Origin of the sequence: Streptomyces sp. NPDC058086 (assembly GCF_042885015.1) — a bacterium.
Classification (GTDB): domain Bacteria; phylum Actinomycetota; class Actinomycetes; order Streptomycetales; family Streptomycetaceae; genus Streptomyces.
In genome coordinates, this window is record NZ_JBHVST010000105.1 from 15,675 (window position 1) to 39,043 (window position 23,369).

The window sequence follows — 23,369 nt, forward strand, 5'->3', positions numbered from 1 at the left end:
TCGACACGGACAGCGCGGCTCGCGCTTCGAACAGGACCGCTGGGACTTCACCGTGGTCGACCAACTACCCCGCTCCGTTCCCCGCGGCGTCCCGATCTGGAACTTCTGCGAGATCCGCAATCCGCGCTGGCACACGCTGGCCGAGGAGTATCTGACGGCGCTGTGCGCCCCCGGCCAGGAACGGGTCCGTGTCCTTCCCGCCGCCCACCGGGTACCGCGCACGGCAGTTCGCCCACGCGGTCGCCGGGGTGTCGAAGGGCAGGAGGGAGAACAAGACGCCTCCGGCCCGCGCCGAGGTGATGGCCCCGCTGCTCACCGCCACCCTGCTCCTCATCCGCACCATCGCTCCCCTGGCACTCGCCCTCAGCAAGACGTGCGAGGCCCCGCGGCCCCAGCCGCCGGGACCGGTCCGCACTGCGACAACGGCCCGGTTCGAGCGAGCCGTTCGCGCCCACCTGGCCGCAGGACTGCCGCTCGAGCAGGAGGAGGAACGGACGGTGCGCTCCAAGCTCATCCACGGCTGAGAGCGCGCGGATCCGCTGCTGCAGGTCAGCTTCGCTGTGCTTGCTCTGGAGGGGGCGTGCGTACACGCAGCGGGAAACCCTTCCGGCCGGGCCCCGGGTTCCTGCGAGATCCGCGCACAGCGGCAGTGCGCCCCCTGCTCGAACAGGCCATCGCGCAGGTGGGCATCCAGCCGCGCTGGGGCCGACAGGCAGAACCGATCACCCGCGCAGATGGCACCGGCACAGTCCCCTGGACGCTGCCCCTCACCCAGGACGGGCTGGCGCGGCTGCTCGGTCACATCCGCACCGCCTGCATCCTCACCATTGCCGCGCTGAGCGGCATGCGGACCAGCGAGCTGATCGAACTCCCCCTCGACTGCCAGCTCGCGCCCCGCTCCTACGGTCCGGACCGGGTGCGGCACCGCCTCAAGAGCAAGGCCATCAAGAGCCGCGGTCACGGCGGGAGTTGGGACGAGTGGGTCGTGGTCCCCGAGGCATACGAGGCCGCCGACATCGCCCGCAAGCTCGCCGACCCCGGCGTCGCGCACCTCTTCCCCACCCATCTCGACCTATGCCGCCGCTACCGGGACCTGCGGGAGTGGATCAGCAGAGACGAGGGACAGCGGCTGGGCCTGCCGCACCTGCCCGACGACGCCATCACACCCCGCGTCCTGCGGCGCACCCCGGCCGTCGAACTCGCCCACCGGCCCGGCGGCCTGTCCGCGGCGAAGCTGCAGCTCAAGCACCTGTCCGTCAGCACCACCGAGGGATACGCGAACCGTACCGGCGGAGCACAGGCCGTCTTCCTGGCCGAGGTCGGCAAGGAGGAAGAGTCCCGCAACCAGTCCCTGACGCTGCAGGCGTTCCGCGACTCCCAGGCCGGCCGTCGCCCCTCCGGGCCCGGCGCCCGGTACCTGCTGGCGTTCTTCGCCAGCGTCGAGCGCCAGCTGGAGGAGCTGGACGTGACGGCTCCGACGCTGAAACGAAGCGACCAGGAACTGATCAGCCTACTGGCCGGACGGGCCGGCGCCCTGCACCTGGGGCTGGCGAACTGCTGCTGGTTCCTCGATCCCGGCAAAGCACTGTGCCTCCAGCTCGCCCGCAGCTCCGACCGCAGCCGGCCACTGGTCGGGATGTGCGACTCGGCCCGCTGCCCGCAGGCCACCCACCACTCCTGCCACCGCGACGTGTGGGCGACATCCGCCGCCACCAGCCGAGCCTTCATCAGCAAGATCGGACGCAGACAGAAGACCGAGCGAGCACGACTTACGGTCGAAGCCGAAGCCGCCGAACACATCGCCGCCGGAATCGACGCCGCAGATCACGGAGAGTCCTATGGGCCAGATCAGTAGCACCGAACGCCGACGCAGCGAGGAAGCGATCCGGGCAGCCATGGACCGCCTCCTTCACGGAGAACTCCCGCCCGGCGGCTGATGCGACCTCAAGACACTGGCCGCGGAGGCCGGGATCGACCGCACCGGGTTCTCTCCGAAGAAGGACCCCAACGGCACCGTACGGGACCGCCCTTACCAGCACCTCGCCGACGAATTCGTACGCCGGCTGAAGGCACTGCACGAAGCGGGCACACTCCCGGACCCCCGCGACGCCCGGATCGCTCGCCTGAAGGCCGAGAACGACACCCTCCGGGACCGCATCGCCCGCCAGAACGCAACGCTCGAGAACCTGACCGAGTTCAAGATCCTCGCGCTGTCCCGCATCGCCGCCCAGCACGAGGAGATCACCCCGCTGCGCAGCCCTCAGGCCACCACCGGTACGCCACCCGCGGCCCACCTCACGGCCGTTTCCGGCGGCAGTCAGACCATCGGTTCCTGCAGCTGAGGCATGGGGGATGGCTCACTGCGTGGGGAGGAGATCGGCGAGCAGGCCGCGGATGCGGGTTTCGATCGCGTCGCGGATCGGCCCGCGAGGAGGATCGGACCGGATTTCGGCAATCGTCATCTGACAGGACTCGCCCGATTCCCAACCGGCTTGACGTATTCCGATATGGGAATACGATGGCTGCCATGGCACGAGCAGCGACGACGTCGGACGCGTTCAACGCGATCGCCGAGCCGCAGCGCCGGGACATCCTGGCGCTGCTGCGGGCGGGTGAGCGGCCGGTGACCGACCTGGCCCAGGAGCTGGGGATGAGCCAGCCGGGGGCGTCCAAGCACCTGCGGGTGCTCCGGGAGGTGGGGCTGGTGCGGGTCCGTGAGGCGGGCAAGCAGCGCCTCTACGGCCTGGACGCCCGCGGGCTGCGGCCGATCCACGAGTGGGTCGGCGGATTCGAGCGGTTCTGGAACGAGAGCTTCGACCGGCTGGACACCTACGTGCAGGACCTCAAGCAGACACGGCAGGAGGATTGACCGATGGCAGGGGCAAGGCAACAAACGCGGGCGGAGTCGGCGACGGCCGACCGGGAGATCGCGATCTCCCGGGTCATCGACGCCCCGCGGGAGCTGGTGTTCGAGGCGTTCACCGAGGTCCGGCACCTGTCGCGGTGGTGGGGTCCGGAGGGGTTCACCACCACCACGCGGTCCTTCGAGTTCCGCGAGGGCGGGGAGTGGGACTTCGTGCTGCACGGGCCGGACGGGACCGACTACTCCGAGTGGATCCGCTGGCTGCGGATCGTCCCGCCGGAGCGGATCGAGCTGCTGCACGGCGAGTCCCGCGACGACCCGAACGCCTTCGAGTCGGTCCTGACCTTCGCGCCGGACGGCGCGGCGACCCGGATCATGATGCACACGGTGTTCCCCACCAAGGAACTGCGCGACGAGGCGGTCGAGAAGTACCACGCGATCGAGGGCGGCCGGCAGACCCTGAGCAGCCTGGCGGCCTACGTCACCGACCTCGCGCGGAAAGGGGCGGAGGGCTGATGGCCGGGAAGGTGTTCTTCAGCGTGTCGATGTCGCTGGACGGCTTCATCGCGCCCGAGTCCGTGCCCGTCGACGACGAGCTCTTCGCGCCCGATAGGCAGGACGACCCGGACGTTCAGCGCTGGATGGCGCAGTGGATGGAGCTGCAGCAGTGGGTGTTCCCGCTGCGGTTCTTCCGGGAGAACCTGAAGCTGGGCGAGGGCGGCGAGGAGGGCCGCGACAACGACGTCGCGCGGGAGACGTTCGAGCGCACCGGCGCGAGCGTCATGGGCAAGCGCATGTTCGACCTCGGCGAGCGGTCATGGCCGGAGGAGGCGCCCTTCCACACCCCGGTCTTCGTCGTGACGCACACCAAGCGTGATCCGTGGGAGCGGCCCGGCGGCACCACGTTCCACTTCGTCAACGACGGCATCGAGCACGCCCTCGACCAGGCCCGCGAGGCCGCCGGCGACCGCGACGTCCGCATCGCCGGCGGCGGCGCTACGATCCTGGAGCACCTGAACGCCGGCCTGGTCGACGAGTTCTCGATCACGCTGTCACCGGTGCTTTTCGGCGCCGGCACCCGCCTGTTCGACGGCGTGGACGCGTCCAGGGTCGCGCTGGAGCCGGTCCGTTCGGAGCCGTCGTCGCGGGTGACGCACCTCACCTATGCCGTGCACCCACGGTAGCCGCGCCACCACTCCGCCCTGGCGACCCGAGCACCCACGGCGCACACGCTTGAATCAGCAGGCCACCACTGCCAACTGCGAATACCCATTTGGGCGGTAGCGGGCCGAGGGCTGCGTTCGGTGCAGGCGTCCGTGCGTTCGTCCCACGGTGGTTTTGCCGGAAGGGACCGCAGCGGTGCCGTACTGTCCCGTGAAGCCGTGGCGAGCTGTTGGTGCTGGTGCTCTCGCGCTTGGTGGTCAGGATGGCTGGACTTGGTCGAAGAGGGCGAGGGCTTCGGCGGGGTCCGGGCTCACAAGGCGTTCCAGGCCGGCCGTCGTGATCTTCGCCCACCTGCCGGCCCGTGCCCACATCCGTTCCTCGAAGGCGCGGACGGCGTCGTCCAGGTCTCCGGGGCCGGTGGCGATGGACTCGGCGAGTTCGGCGCCATCCAGCATCGCGAGGTTGGCGCCCGCCCCCAACGGGGGCATCAGATGGGCGGCGTCGCCCAGTAGCGTCACCCCGAAGACGTGGGTCCAGGTGTGGGTCACGGGCAGGACGTAGAGCGGGCGGTGGACGAAAGCGGTGCCGTGGTGGAGGAGGTCGAGGACGGGAGCGGCCCAGCCGTCGAACAGAGCCAGCAGGCTCGATCGCACGGCCTCGACGTCGGCCAGGTCCAGGTTGGTGTGCCAGTCCAGCGGCGCGCGGAACTGGGCGTACACCTTGACGTGGCCGCCGCTGTTGCGTTGGGCGACGAGCTTTCGGTTCACGCCGTACACAGCCACGGAGCCGTCGCCGATCAACCGGGCGAGGTCGGGGTGGCGGGTGTCGACGTCGTCCAGGGAGGTCTCGACCGTGGTGACGCCGGTGTAGTGCGGCGTCACCGGCGAGACTGCCGGGCGGGTCCGGGACCAGGCGCCGTCCGCGCCGACCACGAGGTCGAACGTCTCCTGTCGCCCGTCCGCGAAATGGACGAGTACGCCGTCCCGGGTCCCCGGCACCACCTGTGTCACGCCCCGCCCCCACCGGACGTCGAGAGGGCCGAGCAGCAGGTCACGGAGTTGCCCGCGGTCGATCTCGGGATTGGCCCGGTCATCTGGACGGGGTCGCCAGTCGCGCAGGACGGTCCCGGCCGTGTCCAGGATGCGCATGGCCTGCCCCTCGGGGCGAGACAGCGCCTGGAATTCCGCCAGCAGCCCCGCCTTGTCCAGCGCGAGCTGGCCCAGCCCTTCGTGCAGGTCCAGCGTGCCGCCCGGGGGGCGGGCGTCCGGGGTGGGATCGCGTTCGAGGACAGTGACGGGGTGATCATGGCGGTGCAGGACGCGGGCGAAGGCAAGGCCGGCAGGACCGCTCCCGACCACTGCGATGCGGTGTCTCATGTCGATACACTGTATTGGTTCAATACGATGCATCGCAACGGTACGGTGTGACCATGACTGTGTGGGACCGGCCGGAGCCGCCGACTCAACCCGTGCCGCTCGACCGGGAGCGGATCGTCGCCGCCGCCATCGCGCTGGCCGACGAGGGCGGGCTTGAGGCGGTGTCGTTGCGCAAGGTCGCCGCCCGGCTGAACGCCGGCCCGATGCGGCTGTACGGATACATCTCCACCAAGCAGGAGCTGTTCGACCTGATGGTGGACGAGGTCCAGGCCGAGATTCTCCCCGAGGAGCAACCCGGTGACTGGCGGGAGGCGCTGCGCGCCCTCGCCCATCGCACCAGGCAGGCCGCTCTCCGTCACGAATGGCTGGCCGACCTGCTCGGCGGCCGCCCGACCCTGGGCCCGAACGGCCTCGCCGTGACCGAGGCCACGCTGGCCGCCCTCGACGGCCTCGCCGACATCGACACCGTCATGCGCGCCGTGGAGACTGTCAGCGCCTACTTCACTGGCGCGATCAGGCGTGAGATCGCGAACCTGCGGGCCGAGCGCGCCACGGGCCTGTCCAAGCGTGACTGGCAGCGCGCCTCCGGCCCGCATGTGACGAGCATGTTGGCCACGGGCCGCTTCCCGGCGCTGGCCAAGGCCGTGCATGACGGCACGGACGTGGACGCCGATACATCCTTCGCGACCGGCCTGGACTGGGTCCTCGACGCCGTGGCCGCCAAACTCACCCGGCCGCCGGCGTGACACTCAGCCCTTGCCGAATGTGAGCTGGATCGGGGTCGGGGCGCGGGGCCGTCACCCGTGGTCCTGCCAGGTCGTATGCGGTGACCGACCGGGGCGGTACGGCCCTCCAGTCGGGCCGGCGCACCACCGCGACGTGCCCCTCGGCCCATGCGCCTTTGTCCTGCCAGTCGTCAGGCGGTGCCATCAGCACACGTAGTTCCTGTTCGTTGAGCCATTCCAGACCCAGGACCTGGCGGCCGAGCTCGTGCTCGATGAGCGACGTGGGCATGCCCGTCTCCAAGTCCAGCAGGAGCAATTCGCCTTCAAAGAAGTAACCGCCGTCATAGCTGCCCGTGCCGGCAACGAGGAGGGGCAGCACGGGATGGAAGGCCATTGCGTGTACGGGGTGGCGCGCACGGAGAAGGGCTCGGCAGGCCAGATCATCGGTGCTGTAGACACCAACCGGCGCAGTGCTGCCGAACTCATGCATGCCCGCCACCGCCGTGTGTGTGCCCGCTACCGCCAGCAGGCGGCGACGCTCGTCATCAACAGCGAGGGTGGGATCGCCAACCTCGGCGAAGGGACGGTCACCGAGGATTCGGTCGATGTGGAACGGGACGGTCATGGCGATGATCTTCTCAATGGCCGAAGACTGCGGGAAGTCACGAACTTCAAGAAGCTGAACAGAAGAACTTGACTGGAAAGTCTTCCAGGCCTTTCGCCCACTCCCGCTCGAAGGCCGGCACCCAGGTGTCGGCGCGCGCTGGGCGTGGATCAACTGACGCGATCGGTGAACCGGCTGATCAATTACGCGTGAAGCGGCGCGGGAGCCAAAGGCCGCGCCGGGGAGGCTGACGGTCCCGAGGGCCGTCGGCATTGCCGACGGGCAGTCACGTCATCACGTCAGGAGTGGCCGAGAACTCGGTGCGGCTGGTACGGGGCCTCCAGGCGGGCGATCTCCTCCTCGCTGAGGGACACCCCCACCGCCGCGACCGCGTCGTCCAGATGGTTCAGCTTGGTCGCGCCTACGATCGGTGCGCTGATCGCCGGCTTGCCCAGCAACCACGCCAGGGCGATCTGCGCGGGCGGCAGCCCCCGCTCACCGGCGACCTCGCGCACCGCGTCGACCACGTCGAAGTCGGCGTCCCCGTACAGTTCCTCGGCGTACTGGTCGCTGCCCGCGCGGACCGTGAGCTGCTTGCCGCCGCGTTCGCGTGAACCGGCGAGCAGCCCGCGCGCCAGCGGGCTCCATGGAAGGCAGCCCACTCCCTGGTCGAGGCAGAGCGGGATCATCTCGCGCTCCTCCTCGCGGTAGGTCAGGTTGTAGTGGTTCTGCATCGACACGAACTTCGTCCAGCCGTGTCTCTCCGCGACGTGCTGGGCCTTGGCGAACTGCCAGGCGAACATGCTGGACGCACCGATGTAGCGCGCCTTGCCGGAGCGCACCACGTCGTGGAGCGCCTCCATGACTTCCTCGATCGGCGTCTCGTAGTCCCACCGGTGGATCTGGTACAGATCCACGTGGTCGGTCCCCAGCCGCCGCAGCGAGGCATCGATGCCGGACAGGATGTGCTTGCGCGACAGGCCGCCGTCGTTGGGTCCCGAGGCCATCGGAAAGTAGATCTTCGTGGCGAGCACGTAGTCGTCACGGCGGGGGAAGAGCTTGTCGAGCAGCCGTCCGGTGATCTCCTCGCTCACACCGTGCGAGTACATGTCCGCGGTGTCGAAGAACGTCACCCCGGCCTCCGCTGCCCGCCGCACGATGGGCTCGGCCGCCGCCTCGTCCAGGAACCACGCACGCCGGGCGGGATCGCCGTAGCTCATCATGCCGAGACAGACCCGCGAGACCTTCAGCCCTGTCGAGCCCAGCCTGATGTACTTCATGCCTGCACGCCCTTGGACGTTCGCCACCCAGTTGCGTCAGCCTACGCTTGGCCGGCGCTCGCGGTGGTAGGGAAGCAACCAGTCGGCGACGTCGCCAGCGATCCGCCGTACCTCGGGATGCCTTCGCGAGACTCAGCGTAAGATCACTGTCCGCTGCGGCCCGCCTGAGCGCCGCCACTTCGCCGTCGGCAGGCAGGCAGCTCCCAGCGGTGGAGCCGCAGTATCGAGCACTATGTCATGGCTGCTCTGCGTTCGCGGCTCCCGTACGGTCTCCAGGCTGCGGCCTTGTCTGAGAGGGCAGGGGAAGGGGCCGGGCAGGTGCGTCGGAGGTGTAGGCGTCGGCGTCGAATCGGCTGAGTCGGCGCACGAGCCGCCCGGTGGACCACGGCCAGGCGAAGGTGTTCCGCCCGGTGGAAGTGAAGTAGTAGCTGGTGCAGCCGCCCGTGTTGTAGACCGTGGTTGCGAGCGCGTCCTGGACGGCGGTGTTGTGGGCGGCCTGGGCGGCCGACCGGACGTCCAGGGCACAGTGGCCGCCCTGGTCGAGGTGGGCCAGAGCGGCAATGAGGTACGTCAACTGGGCTTCCAGGACCGTGATCGCGGAGGTGGAGCCGCCGAGCAGATTGGGTCCCAGAAGCAGGAAGAGGCTGGGAAAGCCGCTCACGGTGGTGCCCATGTACGCCTGCGGTTCACCGCCCCAGGCTTCGTCGAGTGTTCGGCCGTTCGTGCCGTACAGACTCTTGGCCAGCGGCAGCTCACCGACGCGGAAGCCTGTGGCCTCGATGAGCACGTCGGTATGAACGGTGGTGCCGTCGGCGCCGACGACCTCGTTGCCGCGTACGGCGGTCACCGCGGTGGGATGCAGGCGGACGTGCGGCTGAGACAAGGCCCGGTAGAAGGTGCTGGACGTCAGAAGACGCTTGCAGCCCAACCGGTATTCCGGTGTCAGCTGCCGACGTAGCTGCCGGTCGCGGACCGCGAGCCGCAGGTGTGCGCGGGCGCCCGCCTCGAGGAGGCGGGCGCCCTGAGGGTGGCGGAAGGCGTAGCCAAAGCCCTCCTGCAGGGCGTACTGCCCGGCGCGCAGAGCGCCGCGCGCACCGGGTACGCGATCCAGAAGCCGGTTGAACGCCGCGGGTAGCAGCAGATCGGGCTTGGGCAGCACCCACTGGGCGGTGCGCTGGAAGAGGCCCACGGACGCAGCCTGGGCTTCGATGGCCGGGACGACCTGGACGGCGGAAGCACCGCTCCCCACCACGGTCACCCGCCGCCCGGCCAAGTCGACGCCGTGGTCCCACCGGGCGGTATGGAACACGGGACCGTCGAAGTGCTCGATCCCGGGGACCTCCAGGCGGCGCGGGACGTGCCACGGGCCGGTGGCCAGGACCAATACCGCCGCGCTGTAGGGCCCGTCGCTGGTCTCCAGCAGCCAGCGGCCGGCCGCCCCGTCCCACCGGGCCCCCAGCACCTGAACACCGCAGCGCAGCATGTCATCAAGCCGGTACCGCTCGGCCGTCGCCCGCAGATAGGCAAGGATTTCCCGCTGCCCGGCGAAGACCCTGCTCCAGGCGGCATCCGGGGTGAAGGAGTAGCTGTACAGCGTCGAGGGCACATCGCAGGCGCAGCCGGGGTAGGTGTTCTCCCTCCAGGTGCCGCCGAGTTGCGTCCCCTTCTCGAGAACAAGCACATCGTTAAACCCTGCTTGGCGAAGCCGGACGGCGGCGCCGATTCCGGAGAAACCCGCTCCGACGACCACGGCCCGCAGGTCCCTGTCAGTCCGCGTCCTCTGAGCCGGGATCACAGCAACGCTCCGGTCGGGCGGGCGGCGCTGAGACCACGGCCCACGCGCGGCTCTCGCGGATCCGTTCGGCGGACGGATCCCGAAGAGAACCCGGCCTCACGGGCCGCCTCGGCCGCCCGTCGTGCGGTCCCTGCCACAGCCTGCCCACCTGGAACGTACGGCCATGGCGAGGTGTGTGGGCCTGGCTCGGTCACAGCAGCCAATGGCAGACCTGCTTGCATCAGTACCTTCTTTCCCTTGCTCCGGGTAGATGCCGTCGGTCGGCGAGCCACCCGTGCCGGCCGACGGGTCACCCGAACACATCCACGACGTCGATTGACCCGGCGCGTGGTCGTCCGTGCGGCGTCGTCCGCATCCACGCCACTTCGGCCGAATCCGGCGTGAGCCCCTCATGCACGCAGTTCACGAGAAATGCTCGGGTGCGTGAAACAGGGACCACAGAGCGTTCCACTGACGCCACGCACTGCATGATCCCGAAATACTCACGCCGGCAGCGCACGTAACGCCGGCACCGGATGACGGTGAAGAAACCTCACATGCTGGGGATTTGTTCAGTCCCGGCCGTCGAGAGCATCACTCGAACGAAGCACGACTTATGGAGCCGTGCAGCGGCAGCGGAGTTCCTCGGACCGGTCCCGAAGCTGGTCTTCGAGAGTGACGTTGTCTCCGCAGGCCACAGTCTGCAGCAGCATGGCGCACACGGTCGCTTCGGCGGCCGGGCCGCCCAGGAGGGGAAAGGCGGCGCGGACGCGGGCAGCGACGTTCGGTTGCAGCAGGGAGAAGGCGACCGTTGGCCGACAGGGGGCTCGGTGTGGCCTGGTGAGATCGTGAGGGGCGCAGGATGGAAGACCAGTGGTCGGCATGCGATCTCAACGCGCTCCTTGACGAACTCGCGGTCGGCCTTGCAGATCCGGACTGCGATCTCGATGCCCTGGGCGACATGGAGGAGCAGTTGACAGCCGCGCAGCAGGCAGCGCTCATTCCGCGCTTGGAGGCGCACCTGGAGGCCGCCGTGGCGGCGGGGAACGGGTACGCCCGGTCCGTACTCGCCGGGATCCTTGCCGAGACGGCCGGCCGCGCGTCTCTGGCCGTCCTGTTGCGCGCCTGGTCCCGCAACCTGGGCGACGACCAGGACAGTCTCACGACGACGCTCTCCGTATTCGCACACGAGGACCCGGTCACCGCACGCCGCGTCCTCGTGCCGTGGGCGGAGGACCCTGACCCCAACCTGCGCCGGACAGCGATCTGGCTGCTCGGCTACGTCCCCGCAATCACAGATCCCGCCCTGCTGGCTCACGCGGCCCAGGATCCGGACGAGCGAATACGGAGCGCGGTCGTCGGCACGCTCGGAAGTCACGGTACGAGCCCGGCGGCCGTCGACTTGATGGTGAGCCTGCTGGCCGATCCCTCCGCACACGTGCGCGTCTGCGTCCTCAGCTCTCTCGGTTTCCTCCAGCAGCCCTGGACTCTGCCGGAGATCTGCCGCCTCGCAGACGACAGCAGCCCTCCCGTCCGTGCCTGGGTCGCCATCGCCCTGGGACGTTTCCATGCCACGGAGTCAGGCGATCTCGCCACCGCGGCTGTGCTCGACCGACTCCAAGTGGACCCGGACCCATACGTCCGCGAACAGGCGACGACCGCACGTCGGCGAACGACACACCGCAGCCGCTGAACATCGCACGGCAGAAGGTCACATCGCCGACGCCAACCGGCTGGGGAACGAAGAGCGACCCCAGCCGATTTCAAGGTTGCGACCGCGCTTCCGTGATGGCTACGGCCGGAGGAGTACGCAGGTTTGAGTAAGGGAGATGAGATTCCTCCGCACTTCTCATGCTTGATCATCTTGACCGCGGATGATCAGCCCCTGCCTGTGCTGCTGAGCGACCTCATCCTTCGATCCACCAGCGCCCCCTCGCACTTGCGGTGTGTTGAAGCCACCGCGCCCTGAGGGGTGTTGAAGGCGGTTTGCCCCTTCTCGCGACCGAGGCGCAGTTTCTTCCGAAAGCACGGCTGACTCGAGCGCCGGCTGCTCGATCGAACGACGGCCCGTCAGACGGGAACCGGCCGCGGCTGACGGGCGAGTGTCCTCGCTCTCCGGTCCGACTCCAAGACCACCCTGAACTCAGACCCAGAAGGCACCCACTAACACCAACGCCCACACACCGCCAAGGAGCCCCGCCCTCTATGCAGACTCAACCCCAGACGGCCCCGGCGACCACCGGGGGCTGCGTGCTTCCCGGAGGAGCCAGTGCCGACCTGCGAACCCCTCCCCCAGTCAGCCGACCGCGGCCTTCCCCAGCTGTTCCCGGTGCGCCCGGGCCGTGGCCATCAGATCGTCGAGCGTGTCCCTGGTCCGCACGAGGTCAGCGATGTGCGTGGAGAGGCGCTCGCGCTCCAGTGCCATCCGCTCCAGCGCGGAGTCGGAGTTTTCCTCGCTGGGCGCGTCGACGCAGGGCAGCAGCTCGGTGATGGTGCGGCTGGACAGGCCGGCGGCGTACAACCGCTGGATGAACGCGACCCGTTCGACCTCGCCGTCCGTGTAGTGCCGCTGCCCGCTCGGGCTACGGGTACTGGCGAGCAGCCCCTGCTCCTCGTAGTAGCGCACGGACCGGACACTGACTCCGGCGCGTGACGCGAGCTCCCCGATCCTCACAGAGCCTCCCGGCTGAGTTCTGCGTCACAGACCCTTGCCTCTGACGTCAGTGTGAGGTCTTAGCGTAGCCGCCGTGCCCGAGATGCGGGCACGGCGGAACGCGAAGGAGTCCCGACATGACGACCCTCTTCACCAGCTACCGGCTCGGCGGCCTCACGCTGCCCAACCGGATGGTCATGGCCCCGATGACCCGGGTCCGGGCCGCCGCCGGTGGCCTGGCGACGTCGTCGATGGCGACCTACTACGCCCAGCGGGCCACAGCCGGGCTGATTGTGAGCGAGGGCGTGCAGCCGAGCGCGATCGGGCAGTCCAACCCGGGTACACCGGGACTGCACACCGACGAGCAGGTCGCCGCATGGCGCCCCGTGACCGCCGCCGTCCACGCCAACGGCGGCCGGATCTTCGCCCAGCTCATGCACGGCGGCCGGGTCTCACATTCCGACACCACCGGCCTGCAGCCGGTCGGGCCCTCAGCCGTCCCCGCCGTCGGCGACGTGTTCACCCCGACCGGACTCCAGCCCGCTCCGACGCCGCGCGCGCTGGACACCGCCGAAGTGCCCGAGCACGCGCGGTCGTACGCCGAAGCCGCGCAGCGCGCCGTCGACGCGGGCTTCGACGGCGTGGAACTCCACGGCGCCAACGGCTACCTGATCTCGCAGTTCCTCTCGTCCAACGCCAACCTGCGCACGGACCGCTACGGAGGCCCGATCGTCAACCGGATCAGGTTCGCCGTCGAGGCCGTCGCCGCCACCGTCGAGGCCGTCGGCGGGGACAGGACCGGCATCCGCTTCTCACCGGGCGGGACCTTCTGGGGAGTTCAGGAGACCGACGTCCGCGAGCTCTACACCGCGCTGCTGGACGAACTGGCCCCCCTCGGGCTGGCATATGTGCACCTCGAAGCCACCGCCGACGAAGAGGTGCTCGTCGCCCTGCGGCGAGCGTGGCCGGGCACCCTCGTCATGAACCCCGTCCTTCCGATGGGTCCGAAGCAGACCAGCCGGGACGACGCCGACCACTGGCTCGGTCTGGGCGCCGATCTCATCAGCTTCGGCCGCGCCTTCCTCGCCAACCCCGACCTGGTCGAGCGGCTGAGGGGCGGACTTCCGATCGCCCCCGTCGACGAGGCCACGTACTACCAGGGCGGTGACGCGGGCTACCTGACCTACTCGGCCCACCAGTACGCGGCTTGATGCCGAGCTGCGGCGAACGAGCGGAACCAGCGCGGGCGGTGGTGCTCAGCCCCGCTCACGAGCACTCCCGCCGGCTGTCCCAGCCCTGCACTCATGAGCGTGGAACACGTCAGGCAGTACACATACGTGTTCACGGTGATCGAGTACGCCAACCGACGGATCCGGGTCCTGGGTGCGACCGCACACCCGACCGCTTCCTGGGTGGCGCAGGCCGCGAGGAATCTGGTCATGGACCGCGGGCCGGCCGCCTACGGCTACGACCCGTTCTTCCTGCGTCGCGAGTGGCGGCCGCCGTCCGTGGCCGGGCAGCTGCGGCAGCTGGCCGAACAGGAGCGTGCTGCACGGAAGTTGGCGGCCCGCCGGGAAGCGGACCGGCGTGCCCGGTGGGGGCCGGGCTGGAGCGAGGGCGAGGCGTTCGCCGTGGCCGGACCTACTACCGGCACGCGGCCCCGAAGTGAGGCCCGCGGCGGCCCGAAAGTGCAGAAACCCGCCAGGATCTGCTTGAAGAGCCGGAAGGTTGGCGCGCGGCCGGGACTGGAGCGGCGGCGCACCGCGACGGCGACGACTGTTCACGACACCTTCGTCACGAAGCGTTCGGCGACGGCCAGGGCGGCCGCCATGATGCTCAGTTGCGGATTCACCTCCGGACAACTGGGCAGCACGGAGCCGTCTGAGATCAGCACGCCGTCGACGCCGCGCAGGCGCCCGTCCGGGTCGGCGGGTGACCGCTCGGGGTCGGCACCGGCAGCCGCCGTACCCGTGGGGTGAAACGCGGACACATGCAGTTGCCGCGCGGTCACCGTGTCCAGCAGCGCTTCGAGCTGGGCCGGGGTGCGGGCTCGCGGCACCTGCGGTACACCGGTCAGCACCTCTTCGGCGCCCGCCGCGAACAGCAGGCGGCCCATGGCCCGCCCGGCCCGGAGCAGGCGGCCGGCGTCGCGCGGCGTCAGGTCGTAGCGCAGCAATGTGCGGTCCCTGCCGAGGACACGCCCTGAGGGCCGGTCGGCGATCATGGCACCGAGTGTCGCGAGCTGATCCGTCGCTTCCAGTTCGCGGCGCAGCTCGCGTCCGATGCCGGGCAGCACGAACGAACTCATGCCTGCCGGCGCCGCGGTGGCTTCGATCAGGATGCCGTCGTCGCGCAGGTGCTCCACCCCGACGCTCTGCAGGACGCCCTTCCAGCCGGTGACCGGGCGGCCGAAGCGTCCCGCGACGCTGATCGCCGGGTGCACGCTGAGGTTGCGGCCGAGCCGCGGGTGTCCCCCGAGGCCGGAGCGGCGCAGTAGCGGCGGGGTCTGCAGGGCCCCCGCGGCGACCACGACCAAGGGGCTGAGGATCTCCAGTTCGCTGCCGTCCGGGCGGCGAACCAGCACCCCGGCAGCCCGTGGACCACCCGGCCGGTCGCGGTCGACGAGGATCCGCCGGACGCGAGCGCCCGTCACGATACGGGCGCCGGACGCGCAGGCCTCGGGAAGCACGGACAGCTGGACGCTCTGTTTGGCACCGGTGGGGCAGCCGACGACACACTGGCAAGAGCCCCTGCAACCCGGGGCGTTGCGACGCAAGGGTGCCGCGGCCCAGCCGAGCGCCTTCGCTCCGGCCAGTGCGAGCAGTCCGTTGTTGCCCAGCACCGGCAGCGGCTGGGGTGCCACCTGCAGGGTGCGTTCCACCTCGTCGAGGTGGACGTCGAAGCCTTCGGCCGCCGCGAAGCCGTGCTGGTCCAGCCAGCGGGTGAGGACGTGGTCCGGTGTGCGATAGCACGTACCGGAGTTGACGACAGTGGTGCCGCCGACCGCGCGGCCCACGGGCAGGACCAGCGGGGGGCTGCCGAGGGCGATCGTCCCACCGCCGTCCCGGTACAGGTCGGTGAAGCGGTCGAGCGGGGCCCGGCGCCCGAACGACGCACTGGTGTGGTGCTCCCCCTCCTCGAGGACGACGACACGCATCCCGACGCGGGCGAGTGTCCGGGCGGCCATGGCTCCGCCGGCGCCCGAGCCGACAACGACGGCGTCGGCGCTCGAACGCGCGGGCCAGTCGCGGGACGGCGTACAGTCGAGCGGCGGGTCGTCGGGGCCGGACGCCAGGGGCGCCGGGGGGTGCTGATGCAGCGTCCGCTCGGTACCGGCCGCCAGCAGCAGCGGTACTTTGACCGCGTCCAGGAGCGGCAGCAGGGCCCGGTGGGAACCGAGCGACCCCATGACCTGCTCCCGTTGCGCCGCGCTCAGCGCGGACAGCCGCCTGCCCGTTCGGGCCACGCTGTAGGCGTCGATCGCCGCGGCCGCGGTACGCACGGCCGTCCGTACCGGGGCGGGCATGGCGTCGAGCAGCATCTCGGCCCTGCGCGGCACGGCCCGCGTCCACGCGCTGGTGCCGTCGTCCGCGAGCAGGGCGGCTGCAAGTCCCGCCAAGGCGTTGGGACCTCGGGAGTTCATCGGTCGCCGACCTCCGCGTGCGCGGTGCCCGACAGCCGCCATACAGCCTCCCGCCGCCATGTGCCCCACCAGCGCTCCAGGCTGACCACCGCGTCCGCCCTCTCGCTGTTGCGGCAGACCGCGGTGGAGCCGTCGGGGTCGGTGTAGCCCAGCGTCAGTGTCTGTTGCGGCGGCTGGGTAACCGTCACCTGTATGCGGCTCAGGCCCACCCTGCCCTCGACCCGCCACTCGGGCAGGCGGATGTCCGCGCGGAACCGGCCGATGCCCGCCCAGCCCACGGCAGAGCGTTCCGCGCGCCGGGGCCAGGTACGGCCGTTTCGGTGCAGACGCAGGAAGACCAGCGGCGGCAGCCTGTCGAGTCCGCGTCGCATGGATACCGCGGCGATGATTTCCAGGACGTCGCCGCCACCCAGGTCGGCGTGGAGCCAGGCCCAGCGGCGGGCGTTGCCGTGGCCGTAGATGCGGGCGCCGGCTCCCGGAGCGTCGTCCAGCCGCAGCTCACTGGTGCCGTACCGGATGGTTCCGCTGTAGCGGGCGCGGGCGGCGGGGAGCATGTGCGAGGCCGGCAGCCAGGGACGTCGCCAGGACCAGCGGGGGAAGGTGTGAAGCGGCGGACCTTCGGGGCTCTCGGTGAGTGCCCAGGTGAACGTCCCGGCGGAGCCGGTGAGCCGGCCGGGTCGGACGCGGATGCCCTCGGCGGTGAAGCCCTCCGGATGCGCCGTCCACGGTACGGGGCCGAAACGTGTGTGTTCGGCGGGGCCGTCCTTGGGGAAGACGGCGATCCAGCCGTGCGCGTAGGCAGCGGAACCGTCGGAGGGCGCCACCAGTTCGTGGTGCAGCCAGATCCCGCTGTCGGTGGCCGGATCGGTCAGGGTCGTGTACCAGACCTCGGTCCGCCCCGGTGTGCCGTCCCAGCGCGACGTCAGATGCCTGTCGGCAGGGGATGCTGCCGCACGAGGGAACCGGAAGCTCGCGAGGAAGGGCAGCAGGCCGGTGGCGAGGGGGAAGCGCAGCGTGCCCTCCCCCACGCGGTCACCGTCCTCGTACAGGGTGAACGGCAGTACGGTCAGCGAGGCGAGCGGACGCTTGGGCGACACCGACTTCCAGCCGTCCAGAGTGAGGCGCCGGCCTTCCAGGGCGAAGGTGATCCGGTAGCGGATCCTGCGGCGCGACAGGGGCGCTATCTCCAGCTCGCCCTCGGCTTCGGCGTCGTCGGCCCGTCCCGCTATGCGTACCCGTCCGCTCACGTGCGCCCGCGTCGTGCGGTGGGGCAGCAGCACGGCGTCGGCACGGGCCAGCAGGTCCAGCCGCACGGGCCGGTCGCCGTCCTCGTCGGCCAGGCGCACACGGCCCAGCATGGTCTCCTTGAACACCGTCCCGTGTGAGCTCACAGGGCACCTTCCCGGCGTCCGCGGGAGCGTGCCAGCCCCTTGAGCATGATGCGTTCCGTTGCCGACAGATAGTCGCCCGCGGCGGTGCGTGCCGCCTCCTGGTCGCCGACGGCCACGGCCTCGACGACCGGTGCCAGACGGTCATGAGCGGCCCCGGGATCCTCGAATGGCCCGACCAGTGCCCCGCGCACCGGCAGGTACGCGTTGAACAGGGTGTTGGTCAGCAGGACGTACACCCGGTTGCCCGTGGCACGGGCCAGTGCGCGGTGCACCTCCACGTCCGCCAGCTGCACGGGCTCGCCCCCCGCCGCATCCCCGACGGCCGCCAGCAGCAGACGCAGTTCGGCGACCTGGGCCGCCGTGGCGCGGGTCGCTGCGCGTTCCACGATCAACTCACCGATGCTGCGCCGGACTTCGAAGATCTCACCGATCCAGTCGGGGCTGTGGCGCACGAGCATCGGCAGGAGGTCCGCCCCGCCCAGGCGCAGGAAATCCCGTACCCGGGTACCCACTCCGTGGCGCGTCTCCAGCAGCCCGGCGTGCGCCAGTCGGCCGAAGGCGTGCTTGAGGGAGGTGCGGGTGACCCCGAATCCGTCGGCGAGTTCACGTTCGGGAGGCAGATAGCTCCCGGCGGGATGACGCCCGGCGAGGATGTCCTCGCGCAGCCGCTCCTCCAGCACGTCGACGATCGTCTCGCGTGGCAGTGCCTCCACCCCGGCCCCCAATGATTCAGTGGTTCAGTGGCTCAGCCACTGAACCACTATTAATGACGCGGCGTCAATAAGAGCGGCCGGGACAGCGTCGGTGCCACGCGCCTCGATGTCGGTTCTTCGCGGTGCCGCCGTGCGGTCACCGGCCCGGTGGCCGCTCCCCGCGGTCTGCTGCTCGGCGGGTACGACACCGAAGGGCGCCTTCAGCACGTCGGCCGCACCACCCTCGCCCGGGCAGCGGGTACTGCGATCGCCGGCCTTCCAACTGCCGCCCATCAGATCAACGGCCGCAAGCGGCACCTGGTCGTCGACACCAAGGGCCTGCCGCTGTTCGACATGGTCACCCCCGCCGACACCACCGACCGCGACGCGGCGAAGGAAGTCCTTTTCCGCCTGCGGCTGATGCACCCCGAGATCACCATCGTCTGGGCCGACTCCGGCTGTGCCGGACAGCTCGTGACTTGGGCGAAGAAGCACCTCGACCTGACCCTCAAGCCCCTCAGCCGCCCGAAGAACACCAGCGGATTCGTCGTCCTGCCCCGCCGCTGGGTGGTCGAGAGGTCGCTCGCCTGGATCATGCACGCCCGCCGTCACGCCCGCGACCACGAACGACTCATCCAGCACTCGGAATCTAGGCGCCTTGTCCTGAGCGACAGCCTCCAGCGCCGCAGCCGCAAACCCCCGCGCGGCAGATCCCAGGGCGGCGTTCATCGCCTCGCGGGCGGCATCGGGACCGCCCTCCGCGTAGTGCATGCCAATCCCCTACGCCTCTGCTGCTCGGTCGACCAAGTTCGAGAGTGCCCTGATACGCAGAAAATCGTCAGGTTCATACAGGTGTGAGTGGTTGCGGTACAAAAAGTGCCGTCGAGACTGATCTGGGTTGACCGGCACCCTGCCGGGGTGCCGGTCAGCTCCGCAGAATCAGGCTGAGCGGAGACAGATCGGATGTCCGGCCGGGCCGGCGTACACCCGGGAGCCCTGCTGGGCGGCGACATCGTCCGTCGGTTGTAGCCATCGACCGCCGGCGTCAAGCACCCGCTTGTCCGCGCTCCCCGCGTCGTCCGTGGCGAGGTCGAAGTGCATCTGCTGGGAGGCGCCGTCGGGCCACTGTGGCGGCACATGTTCCGGCGCATGCTGGATTACGGTCACGGGGAAGCCGACGGTCTGCAGGAAGTGGTGCGTTGCCGTCCTCGTGATCGAGCAGTCGAGCAGTCGAGCAGCCGGTGCCAGAACGAGCTGTCGCTTTCCAGGTCTGCGGCGTCCACGATCAGTGACGTCAGGCTGAAGGTCATGGTGTCTCTCCTCGAATTGCGTGTCGGGGTGCGGCTCAGACCACCGGGATGATGCCGCCGTCTACGCGGAACTGCGCACCGGTGAGCCATTTAGCGCGGCCAGAGGCAAGAAAAGCGATCATCTCTGCGACGTCCTCGGGTTCGCCGGGGCGCCCCATCGGGACCTTCAAGTGATCCACGATCTGCTGCTTGACGTCGTCGATGCCCACACCCTGACTGTCGGCCATCTGCTGGAGATGGCCGACAGCTCCCTCGATGACGACGAAGCCCGGCACAACGCACACCACGCGTACGCCGTGCTCTCCCACCGCCGTCGCCAACTCGCGGCTGTAGGCGTTGAGCGCCGCCTTCGATGCGGCGTACGACGCCTCGGCAGGCTGGGGAAGGTGGCTGGCGATGGAGGAGACGTGGACCACGACGCCGGAGCCACGCTCGACCGTCTGGGGAACCAGGGCCCGGTCGAGCCGGACCGCGCCGAGCAGGTTCATTTCCAGGTCGGCGAGCCAGGACGCGTCGGACCGCTCCAGGGTCGGCATCGGCACGGTCGCGGCTCCGGCGTCGTTGACCAGGACGTCGATGCCTCCGACGCCGTCCACCACCCGCCGGCCAAGTTCCGCTGCCCCCTCCTCTGATCGCAGGTCGGCGGGGACAAAGGTGGCGGGCAGGTCGTCCGCGGGCGCTGTTCGCGAGGCCGTCAGCACGGTGGCGCCGGCTGCGGCGAAGCGACGAATTGTCGCCTCCCCGATCCCTCGGCTACCGCCGGTCACCAGCACGCGCAGGCCGGTAAGCCCTTCGTTCACGATCGTCACGGCGAACTCCTCCAGTAAGGAGAACCCGACTCCGGTTACGCGGAGTCGGACTCACCTTATGGAGGACCGTTGCCATCACCACATCCACTGCGTGCCGATGCGCGCCGCAACCGCGAAGCGCTCCTGGCCGCGGCGCGCGAGGCATTCCTCACCGACGACGCCGACGACACCCACGTGGAGGAGATCGCCCGCCGAGCCGGCGTGGCCGTCGGCACGCTGTACCGCCACTTTGAGACGCGCGAGGCGCTCATCGCGAAGGTATACCGCCAAGAGGTCGCCGAGCTCTGCGCAGCCCCCACCCGACTCCTCGCACAACACGCCCCGGGCGAAGCCCTGCACACCTTCCTGCTGCTGCTCGCGGAGCATGCGGCAGTGGGCAGAGGGACGGGGGGAGGCGCTGGAGAGCATCATGGCGACCGACTCACCGGCCTTCGACGACACGCGCAACGAGATGGAGCGCGCCCTGGACGAACTGCTCGCCGCAGACGCCGCGGCCGGCCTCGTTCGCAGGGGCACTAGCGGACGCATCGTCCTGCGGGCCCTCGGCGGCATCTGCGGGCTGCGGGCTGCGGGCTGCGGGCTGCGGGCTGCGGGCTGCGGGCTGCGGGCTGCGGGCTGCGGGCTGCGGGCTGCGGGCTGCGGGCTGCGGGCCAACGGCTGGAAGGACGATGCGGTACGCATCGCCACGATCCTGTACGACGGGCTGCGCTACGGCGCAGCGGGCCACGGTTGACTCGACCGCAACACGTCTGAGCAGCGCCATCAGAGTCGCCCAGAGCTAGGCGCTGTTTCTCGGATCATGTGCGAAGCCAGATCGTGAGAGCCGCGAGCGTGACGGTGCCGAGGTAGATGTATGCGCGCTTTTCGTAGCGGGTGGCGACGGCACGGAAGCCCTTCAGCCGGTTGATGGCGCGGCGTTCGACGGTGTTGCGTTTCTTGTAGTGCTCGCTGTCGAAGCCGGTGGGACGGCCGCCTCGGGAACCTCGGTTGCGGCGGTGTCTTTGCTGGTCGAGCCGTTCGGGGATGGTGTGCCGGATTCCACGTTGTCGCAGGTAACGACGGTTCCTTCGCGATGTGTAGGCCTTGTCTGCCAGGACACGGTCAGCGCGGGCGCAGGGCCGTCCAACTCCGGTGCGGGGCACGGAGACCTGCTCCAGCACGCGCTCGAGTTGGGGGCCGTCGCCGTAGTGTCCCGGTGTCAGGACGAGGGCAAGGGGCCGGCACCGCCCCTCCGCGGCGAGGTGGATTTTGGTGGTGAAGCCTCCGCGGGAGCGTCCCAGGCACTCGCCGATCTGACCACCTCCGCCAGCCGGCCGGCCAGTTTCCCCAGGACCGGATCGGCCGGGTTCGTCCCCTGGCCGACCCCCTTTTGAGGAACCGTGGAGGGCGGCGCTTTCCTTGCGCCGGCGGCGTGCTGGTGGGCCCGAAGCGCCCGTCCGGCCATCGCCCCTTCCTTCGTTGCGGCACCCGGCACCCCACCCCCGCCCTGGGCGAAGCCTCACGTACAGGAGATGGTCATTCGCATCATGCATGTCGCCCGCACCGTCGCCGCCCGGTTCCGTGCGTCACCTAGGGATTTGCCCCGATGCCCGCACCTGGGTCGCTCGCCTACCGTCGTGAGTAGTGCTGAACTTCCGGTCAACCGATCCATTCAAGACGAAACCTGTGCTACGGAGGCCCGATGAAGGTGATCGCCCAGGACCGGTACGGCTCGCCTGACGTCCTGGAGCTCAGGGAGGTCGCCAAGCCGGTCGTCGCCGACCATGAGGTACTGGTTCGAGTCCACGCGGCCGCGGTCAACGCCCGCGACTGGCACCTCATGCGGGGCGACCCGTACCTGGCGCGCCTGGTGCTCGGGTTGAGCGGCCCAAAGACGAAGATCCGGGGCACGGACTTCGCGGGTCGGGTGGAAGCGGTGGGCAGGAACGTGAAGCGTTTCCGTCCCGGTGACGAGGTATTCGGCGAAGTCGACGGGGCATTCGCCGAGTACGTGTGTGCCCAGGACAACGTGGTGGAGCCGAAACCAGCCTGCCTGTCGTTCGAGCAGGCGGCCGCGGTGCCGCTGGCCGGGAACACCGCGCTGATGGGCCTGCGCGACCTGGGACGGGTACAGCCGGGACAGCAGGTACTGGTTAATGGAGCGTCAGGTGGTGTGGGCACCTTCGCCGTACAGATCGCCAAGGTGTTCGGGGCGGAAGTGACCGGCGTGTGCAGTACGAGAAGCATGGAACTGGTCCGGTCGATGGGCGCGGATCACCTCATCGACTACACCCGGGAGGACTTCACACGGAACGGACAGCGGTACGACGTCGTGTTCGACCTGGTGGGGAACCATTCGTTGACGGAGTGCCGACGCGCGCTGACACCCACGGGGAGGCTCGTTCTCTCCGGTGGGGGCGTATCCGAAGGCGGGAGTCTTATCGGGCCGATGGGTCTCATCCTCAAGGGGCAAGTGATGTCACACTTTGTCCGCCATCAGCTGCTCATCCTCACGGCGACGCCGAGCAAGGAGAACTTGGCAACGCTGAGAGAACTCGCCGAGTCTGGGAAACTCACCCCAGTCATCGACCGGACCTACCCATTGAGTGAAGTACCCGAGGCCATTCGGTACCTCGAAGTGGAGCACGCGCGCTCGAAGGTCGTCATCACCGTGTGACGGACCGCTGAGGCCCAGCATGTGCCTGAGGCCGCCCCCTCTTCCTTGCTCCTCCCGAAACCTGGACCGGTCAGCGGACAGCCGTGCCGGCCCGGGGCACCTGCACCTGCGGGTTTGTAGCTTCCCGGAAAGAGGGATCCCGCGTACTTGAGGGTCGGTGTCCCGGCGGCCGGGAGGTACCGGAAGGCGTGGGGGCGCTGCCGGTGTCCCAGCGGTGGGTTCGTACGATCGGACGGTGACCAAGCAGACTACGGTGCGCATGGGGCGGAAGCAGGTCTTCGGGACTGTCCTCTGCGGTGTGATCGCCCTTTCCCTCTTCGGTGTCGCCGCCTACATGGCCGTCTCGGCCGTCGGGCGCTTGGGGCTGGTCGGGCATCAGCTGACCATGCGGGTCACGGACTGCGAAGCGTCCGCGCCGGCCACGACATC

Annotated in this window: 20 protein-coding genes and 3 pseudogenes; 12 read left to right on the forward strand and 11 right to left on the reverse strand. The window is 69.7% G+C overall.

Going from position 1 to position 23,369, the window contains the following annotated elements; translation table 11 throughout:
• Positions 1-188: 188 nt before the first annotated feature.
• The 5 genes from ACFVWD_RS46500 to ACFVWD_RS46520 all read left to right on the forward strand — a co-directional run bounded on the left by ACFVWD_RS46500 (position 189) and on the right by ACFVWD_RS46520 (position 4,047).
• Positions 189-524 (forward strand): hypothetical protein, encoded by a 336-nt coding sequence (locus tag ACFVWD_RS46500; RefSeq protein WP_389604326.1) that lies wholly within the window; start codon positions 189-191, stop codon positions 522-524.
• A 56-nt stretch (positions 525-580) separates the two neighbouring features.
• Complete coding sequence (locus ACFVWD_RS46505) at positions 581-1,855, forward strand: hypothetical protein (RefSeq protein ID WP_389604328.1); 1,275 nt, start codon at positions 581-583, stop codon at positions 1,853-1,855.
• A gap of 672 nt (positions 1,856-2,527) precedes the next feature.
• Positions 2,528-2,869, forward strand: a complete 342-nt coding sequence (locus ACFVWD_RS46510; RefSeq protein ID WP_389604329.1) for an ArsR/SmtB family transcription factor — start codon at positions 2,528-2,530, stop codon at positions 2,867-2,869.
• A 3-nt stretch (positions 2,870-2,872) separates the two neighbouring features.
• Positions 2,873-3,379 carry an SRPBCC family protein gene (locus ACFVWD_RS46515; protein ID WP_389604331.1) on the forward strand — a complete coding sequence of 169 codons (507 nt, stop codon included), beginning with the start codon at positions 2,873-2,875 and terminating at the stop codon, positions 3,377-3,379.
• Positions 3,379-4,047 carry a dihydrofolate reductase family protein gene (locus ACFVWD_RS46520; protein WP_389604333.1) on the forward strand — a complete coding sequence of 223 codons (669 nt, stop codon included), beginning with the start codon at positions 3,379-3,381 and terminating at the stop codon, positions 4,045-4,047. Before ACFVWD_RS46515 ends, ACFVWD_RS46520 begins: the two co-directional genes overlap by 1 nt.
• A 237-nt stretch (positions 4,048-4,284) precedes the next feature.
• On the opposite strand, the gene ACFVWD_RS46525 is transcribed toward ACFVWD_RS46520, so the two are convergent.
• Entirely contained in the window at positions 4,285-5,403 is a 1,119-nt protein-coding gene (locus tag ACFVWD_RS46525) for an FAD-dependent oxidoreductase (protein ID WP_389604335.1), read from the reverse strand.
• A gap of 53 nt (positions 5,404-5,456) precedes the next feature.
• Between ACFVWD_RS46525 and ACFVWD_RS46530 the strand changes: the two genes are divergently transcribed.
• Entirely contained in the window at positions 5,457-6,149 is a 693-nt protein-coding gene (locus ACFVWD_RS46530; RefSeq protein ID WP_389604337.1) for a TetR/AcrR family transcriptional regulator, read from the forward strand.
• Here ACFVWD_RS46530 and ACFVWD_RS46535 read toward each other — a convergent pair.
• The 3 genes from ACFVWD_RS46535 to ACFVWD_RS46545 all read right to left on the reverse strand — a co-directional run bounded on the left by ACFVWD_RS46535 (position 6,130) and on the right by ACFVWD_RS46545 (position 9,807).
• A complete protein-coding gene (locus ACFVWD_RS46535; RefSeq protein ID WP_389604338.1) occupies positions 6,130-6,753 on the reverse strand; it encodes a hypothetical protein in 624 nt (207 codons plus the stop codon). The genes ACFVWD_RS46530 and ACFVWD_RS46535 overlap by 20 nt on opposite strands.
• A gap of 278 nt (positions 6,754-7,031) precedes the next feature.
• Positions 7,032-8,012 carry an aldo/keto reductase gene (locus ACFVWD_RS46540; RefSeq protein ID WP_389604339.1) on the reverse strand — a complete coding sequence of 327 codons (981 nt, stop codon included), beginning with the start codon at positions 8,010-8,012 and terminating at the stop codon, positions 7,032-7,034.
• Between the two features lie 235 nt (positions 8,013-8,247).
• The gene (locus tag ACFVWD_RS46545) at positions 8,248-9,807 is read right to left on the reverse strand and encodes a flavin-containing monooxygenase (protein WP_389604341.1); all 1,560 of its coding nucleotides are present in this window, start codon (positions 9,805-9,807) and stop codon (positions 8,248-8,250) included.
• Between the two features lie 841 nt (positions 9,808-10,648).
• Here ACFVWD_RS46545 and ACFVWD_RS46550 point away from each other — a divergent pair.
• Positions 10,649-11,479: a HEAT repeat domain-containing protein gene (locus ACFVWD_RS46550; protein WP_389604342.1), complete on the forward strand. Its 831-nt coding sequence runs from the start codon at positions 10,649-10,651 to the stop codon at positions 11,477-11,479.
• A 603-nt stretch (positions 11,480-12,082) separates the two neighbouring features.
• On the opposite strand, the gene ACFVWD_RS46555 is transcribed toward ACFVWD_RS46550, so the two are convergent.
• The gene (locus ACFVWD_RS46555) at positions 12,083-12,460 is read right to left on the reverse strand and encodes a MerR family transcriptional regulator (RefSeq protein WP_389604344.1); all 378 of its coding nucleotides are present in this window, start codon (positions 12,458-12,460) and stop codon (positions 12,083-12,085) included.
• A 116-nt stretch (positions 12,461-12,576) separates the two neighbouring features.
• Between ACFVWD_RS46555 and ACFVWD_RS46560 the strand changes: the two genes are divergently transcribed.
• Positions 12,577-13,650: an alkene reductase gene (locus ACFVWD_RS46560; RefSeq protein ID WP_389604346.1), complete on the forward strand. Its 1,074-nt coding sequence runs from the start codon at positions 12,577-12,579 to the stop codon at positions 13,648-13,650.
• Positions 13,651-14,219: 569 nt separating this feature from the next.
• On the opposite strand, the gene ACFVWD_RS46565 is transcribed toward ACFVWD_RS46560, so the two are convergent.
• From ACFVWD_RS46565 to ACFVWD_RS46575, 3 genes are read right to left on the reverse strand one after another with little or no spacing between them, the layout of a single operon-like run.
• Positions 14,220-16,082: a GMC family oxidoreductase N-terminal domain-containing protein gene (locus ACFVWD_RS46565; RefSeq protein ID WP_389604348.1), complete on the reverse strand. Its 1,863-nt coding sequence runs from the start codon at positions 16,080-16,082 to the stop codon at positions 14,220-14,222.
• The gene (locus ACFVWD_RS46570; RefSeq protein WP_389604350.1) at positions 16,079-17,473 is read right to left on the reverse strand and encodes a hypothetical protein; all 1,395 of its coding nucleotides are present in this window, start codon (positions 17,471-17,473) and stop codon (positions 16,079-16,081) included. Before ACFVWD_RS46570 ends, ACFVWD_RS46565 begins: the two co-directional genes overlap by 4 nt.
• Positions 17,470-18,186 carry a FadR/GntR family transcriptional regulator gene (locus ACFVWD_RS46575; RefSeq protein ID WP_389604351.1) on the reverse strand — a complete coding sequence of 239 codons (717 nt, stop codon included), beginning with the start codon at positions 18,184-18,186 and terminating at the stop codon, positions 17,470-17,472. The genes ACFVWD_RS46570 and ACFVWD_RS46575 overlap by 4 nt, the downstream gene beginning before the upstream one ends.
• A 264-nt stretch (positions 18,187-18,450) precedes the next feature.
• Here ACFVWD_RS46575 and ACFVWD_RS46580 point away from each other — a divergent pair.
• Positions 18,451-18,882: pseudogene (locus tag ACFVWD_RS46580) on the forward strand (transposase); the annotation flags it as partial.
• 222 nt (positions 18,883-19,104) lie between these two features.
• On the opposite strand, the gene ACFVWD_RS46585 reads toward ACFVWD_RS46580, so the two are convergent.
• Both ACFVWD_RS46585 and ACFVWD_RS46590 read right to left on the reverse strand, forming a co-directional pair.
• Entirely contained in the window at positions 19,105-19,332 is a 228-nt protein-coding gene (locus ACFVWD_RS46585) for a VOC family protein (protein ID WP_389604353.1), read from the reverse strand.
• Between the two features lie 178 nt (positions 19,333-19,510).
• Positions 19,511-20,284 (reverse strand): oxidoreductase, encoded by a 774-nt coding sequence (locus ACFVWD_RS46590; RefSeq protein WP_389604354.1) that lies wholly within the window; start codon positions 20,282-20,284, stop codon positions 19,511-19,513.
• Between the two features lie 69 nt (positions 20,285-20,353).
• On the opposite strand from ACFVWD_RS46590, the pseudogene ACFVWD_RS46595 reads away from it, so the two are divergent.
• Positions 20,354-21,017: pseudogene (locus ACFVWD_RS46595) on the forward strand (TetR/AcrR family transcriptional regulator).
• 64 nt (positions 21,018-21,081) lie between these two features.
• Here the strand turns inward: ACFVWD_RS46595 and ACFVWD_RS46600 are convergent.
• Positions 21,082-21,710, reverse strand: a pseudogene (locus tag ACFVWD_RS46600) (IS5 family transposase); the annotation flags it as partial.
• Between the two features lie 255 nt (positions 21,711-21,965).
• Here ACFVWD_RS46600 and ACFVWD_RS46605 point away from each other — a divergent pair.
• On the forward strand, positions 21,966-22,940 hold the full coding sequence (locus ACFVWD_RS46605) for an NAD(P)-dependent alcohol dehydrogenase (protein WP_389604355.1): 975 nt from the start codon (positions 21,966-21,968) through the stop codon (positions 22,938-22,940).
• Between the two features lie 235 nt (positions 22,941-23,175).
• A partial coding sequence (locus ACFVWD_RS46610; protein WP_389604357.1) for a hypothetical protein occupies positions 23,176-23,369 on the forward strand: 194 nt, incomplete at its 3' end.

Coding starts and splice junctions, on each gene's coding strand:
- ACFVWD_RS46510 (WP_389604329.1), top strand. CDS start 2,528: ATGGCACGAGCAGCGACGACGTCGGACGCGTTCAACGCGATCGCCGAG.
- ACFVWD_RS46515 (WP_389604331.1), top strand. CDS start 2,873: ATGGCAGGGGCAAGGCAACAAACGCGGGCGGAGTCGGCGACGGCCGAC.
- ACFVWD_RS46520 (WP_389604333.1), top strand. CDS start 3,379: ATGGCCGGGAAGGTGTTCTTCAGCGTGTCGATGTCGCTGGACGGCTTC.
- ACFVWD_RS46525 (WP_389604335.1), bottom strand. CDS start 5,403: ATGAGACACCGCATCGCAGTGGTCGGGAGCGGTCCTGCCGGCCTTGCC.
- ACFVWD_RS46530 (WP_389604337.1), top strand. CDS start 5,457: ATGACTGTGTGGGACCGGCCGGAGCCGCCGACTCAACCCGTGCCGCTC.
- ACFVWD_RS46535 (WP_389604338.1), bottom strand. CDS start 6,753: ATGACCGTCCCGTTCCACATCGACCGAATCCTCGGTGACCGTCCCTTC.
- ACFVWD_RS46540 (WP_389604339.1), bottom strand. CDS start 8,012: ATGAAGTACATCAGGCTGGGCTCGACAGGGCTGAAGGTCTCGCGGGTC.
- ACFVWD_RS46550 (WP_389604342.1), top strand. CDS start 10,649: ATGGAAGACCAGTGGTCGGCATGCGATCTCAACGCGCTCCTTGACGAA.
- ACFVWD_RS46560 (WP_389604346.1), top strand. CDS start 12,577: ATGACGACCCTCTTCACCAGCTACCGGCTCGGCGGCCTCACGCTGCCC.
- ACFVWD_RS46565 (WP_389604348.1), bottom strand. CDS start 16,082: ATGAACTCCCGAGGTCCCAACGCCTTGGCGGGACTTGCAGCCGCCCTG.
- ACFVWD_RS46605 (WP_389604355.1), top strand. CDS start 21,966: ATGAAGGTGATCGCCCAGGACCGGTACGGCTCGCCTGACGTCCTGGAG.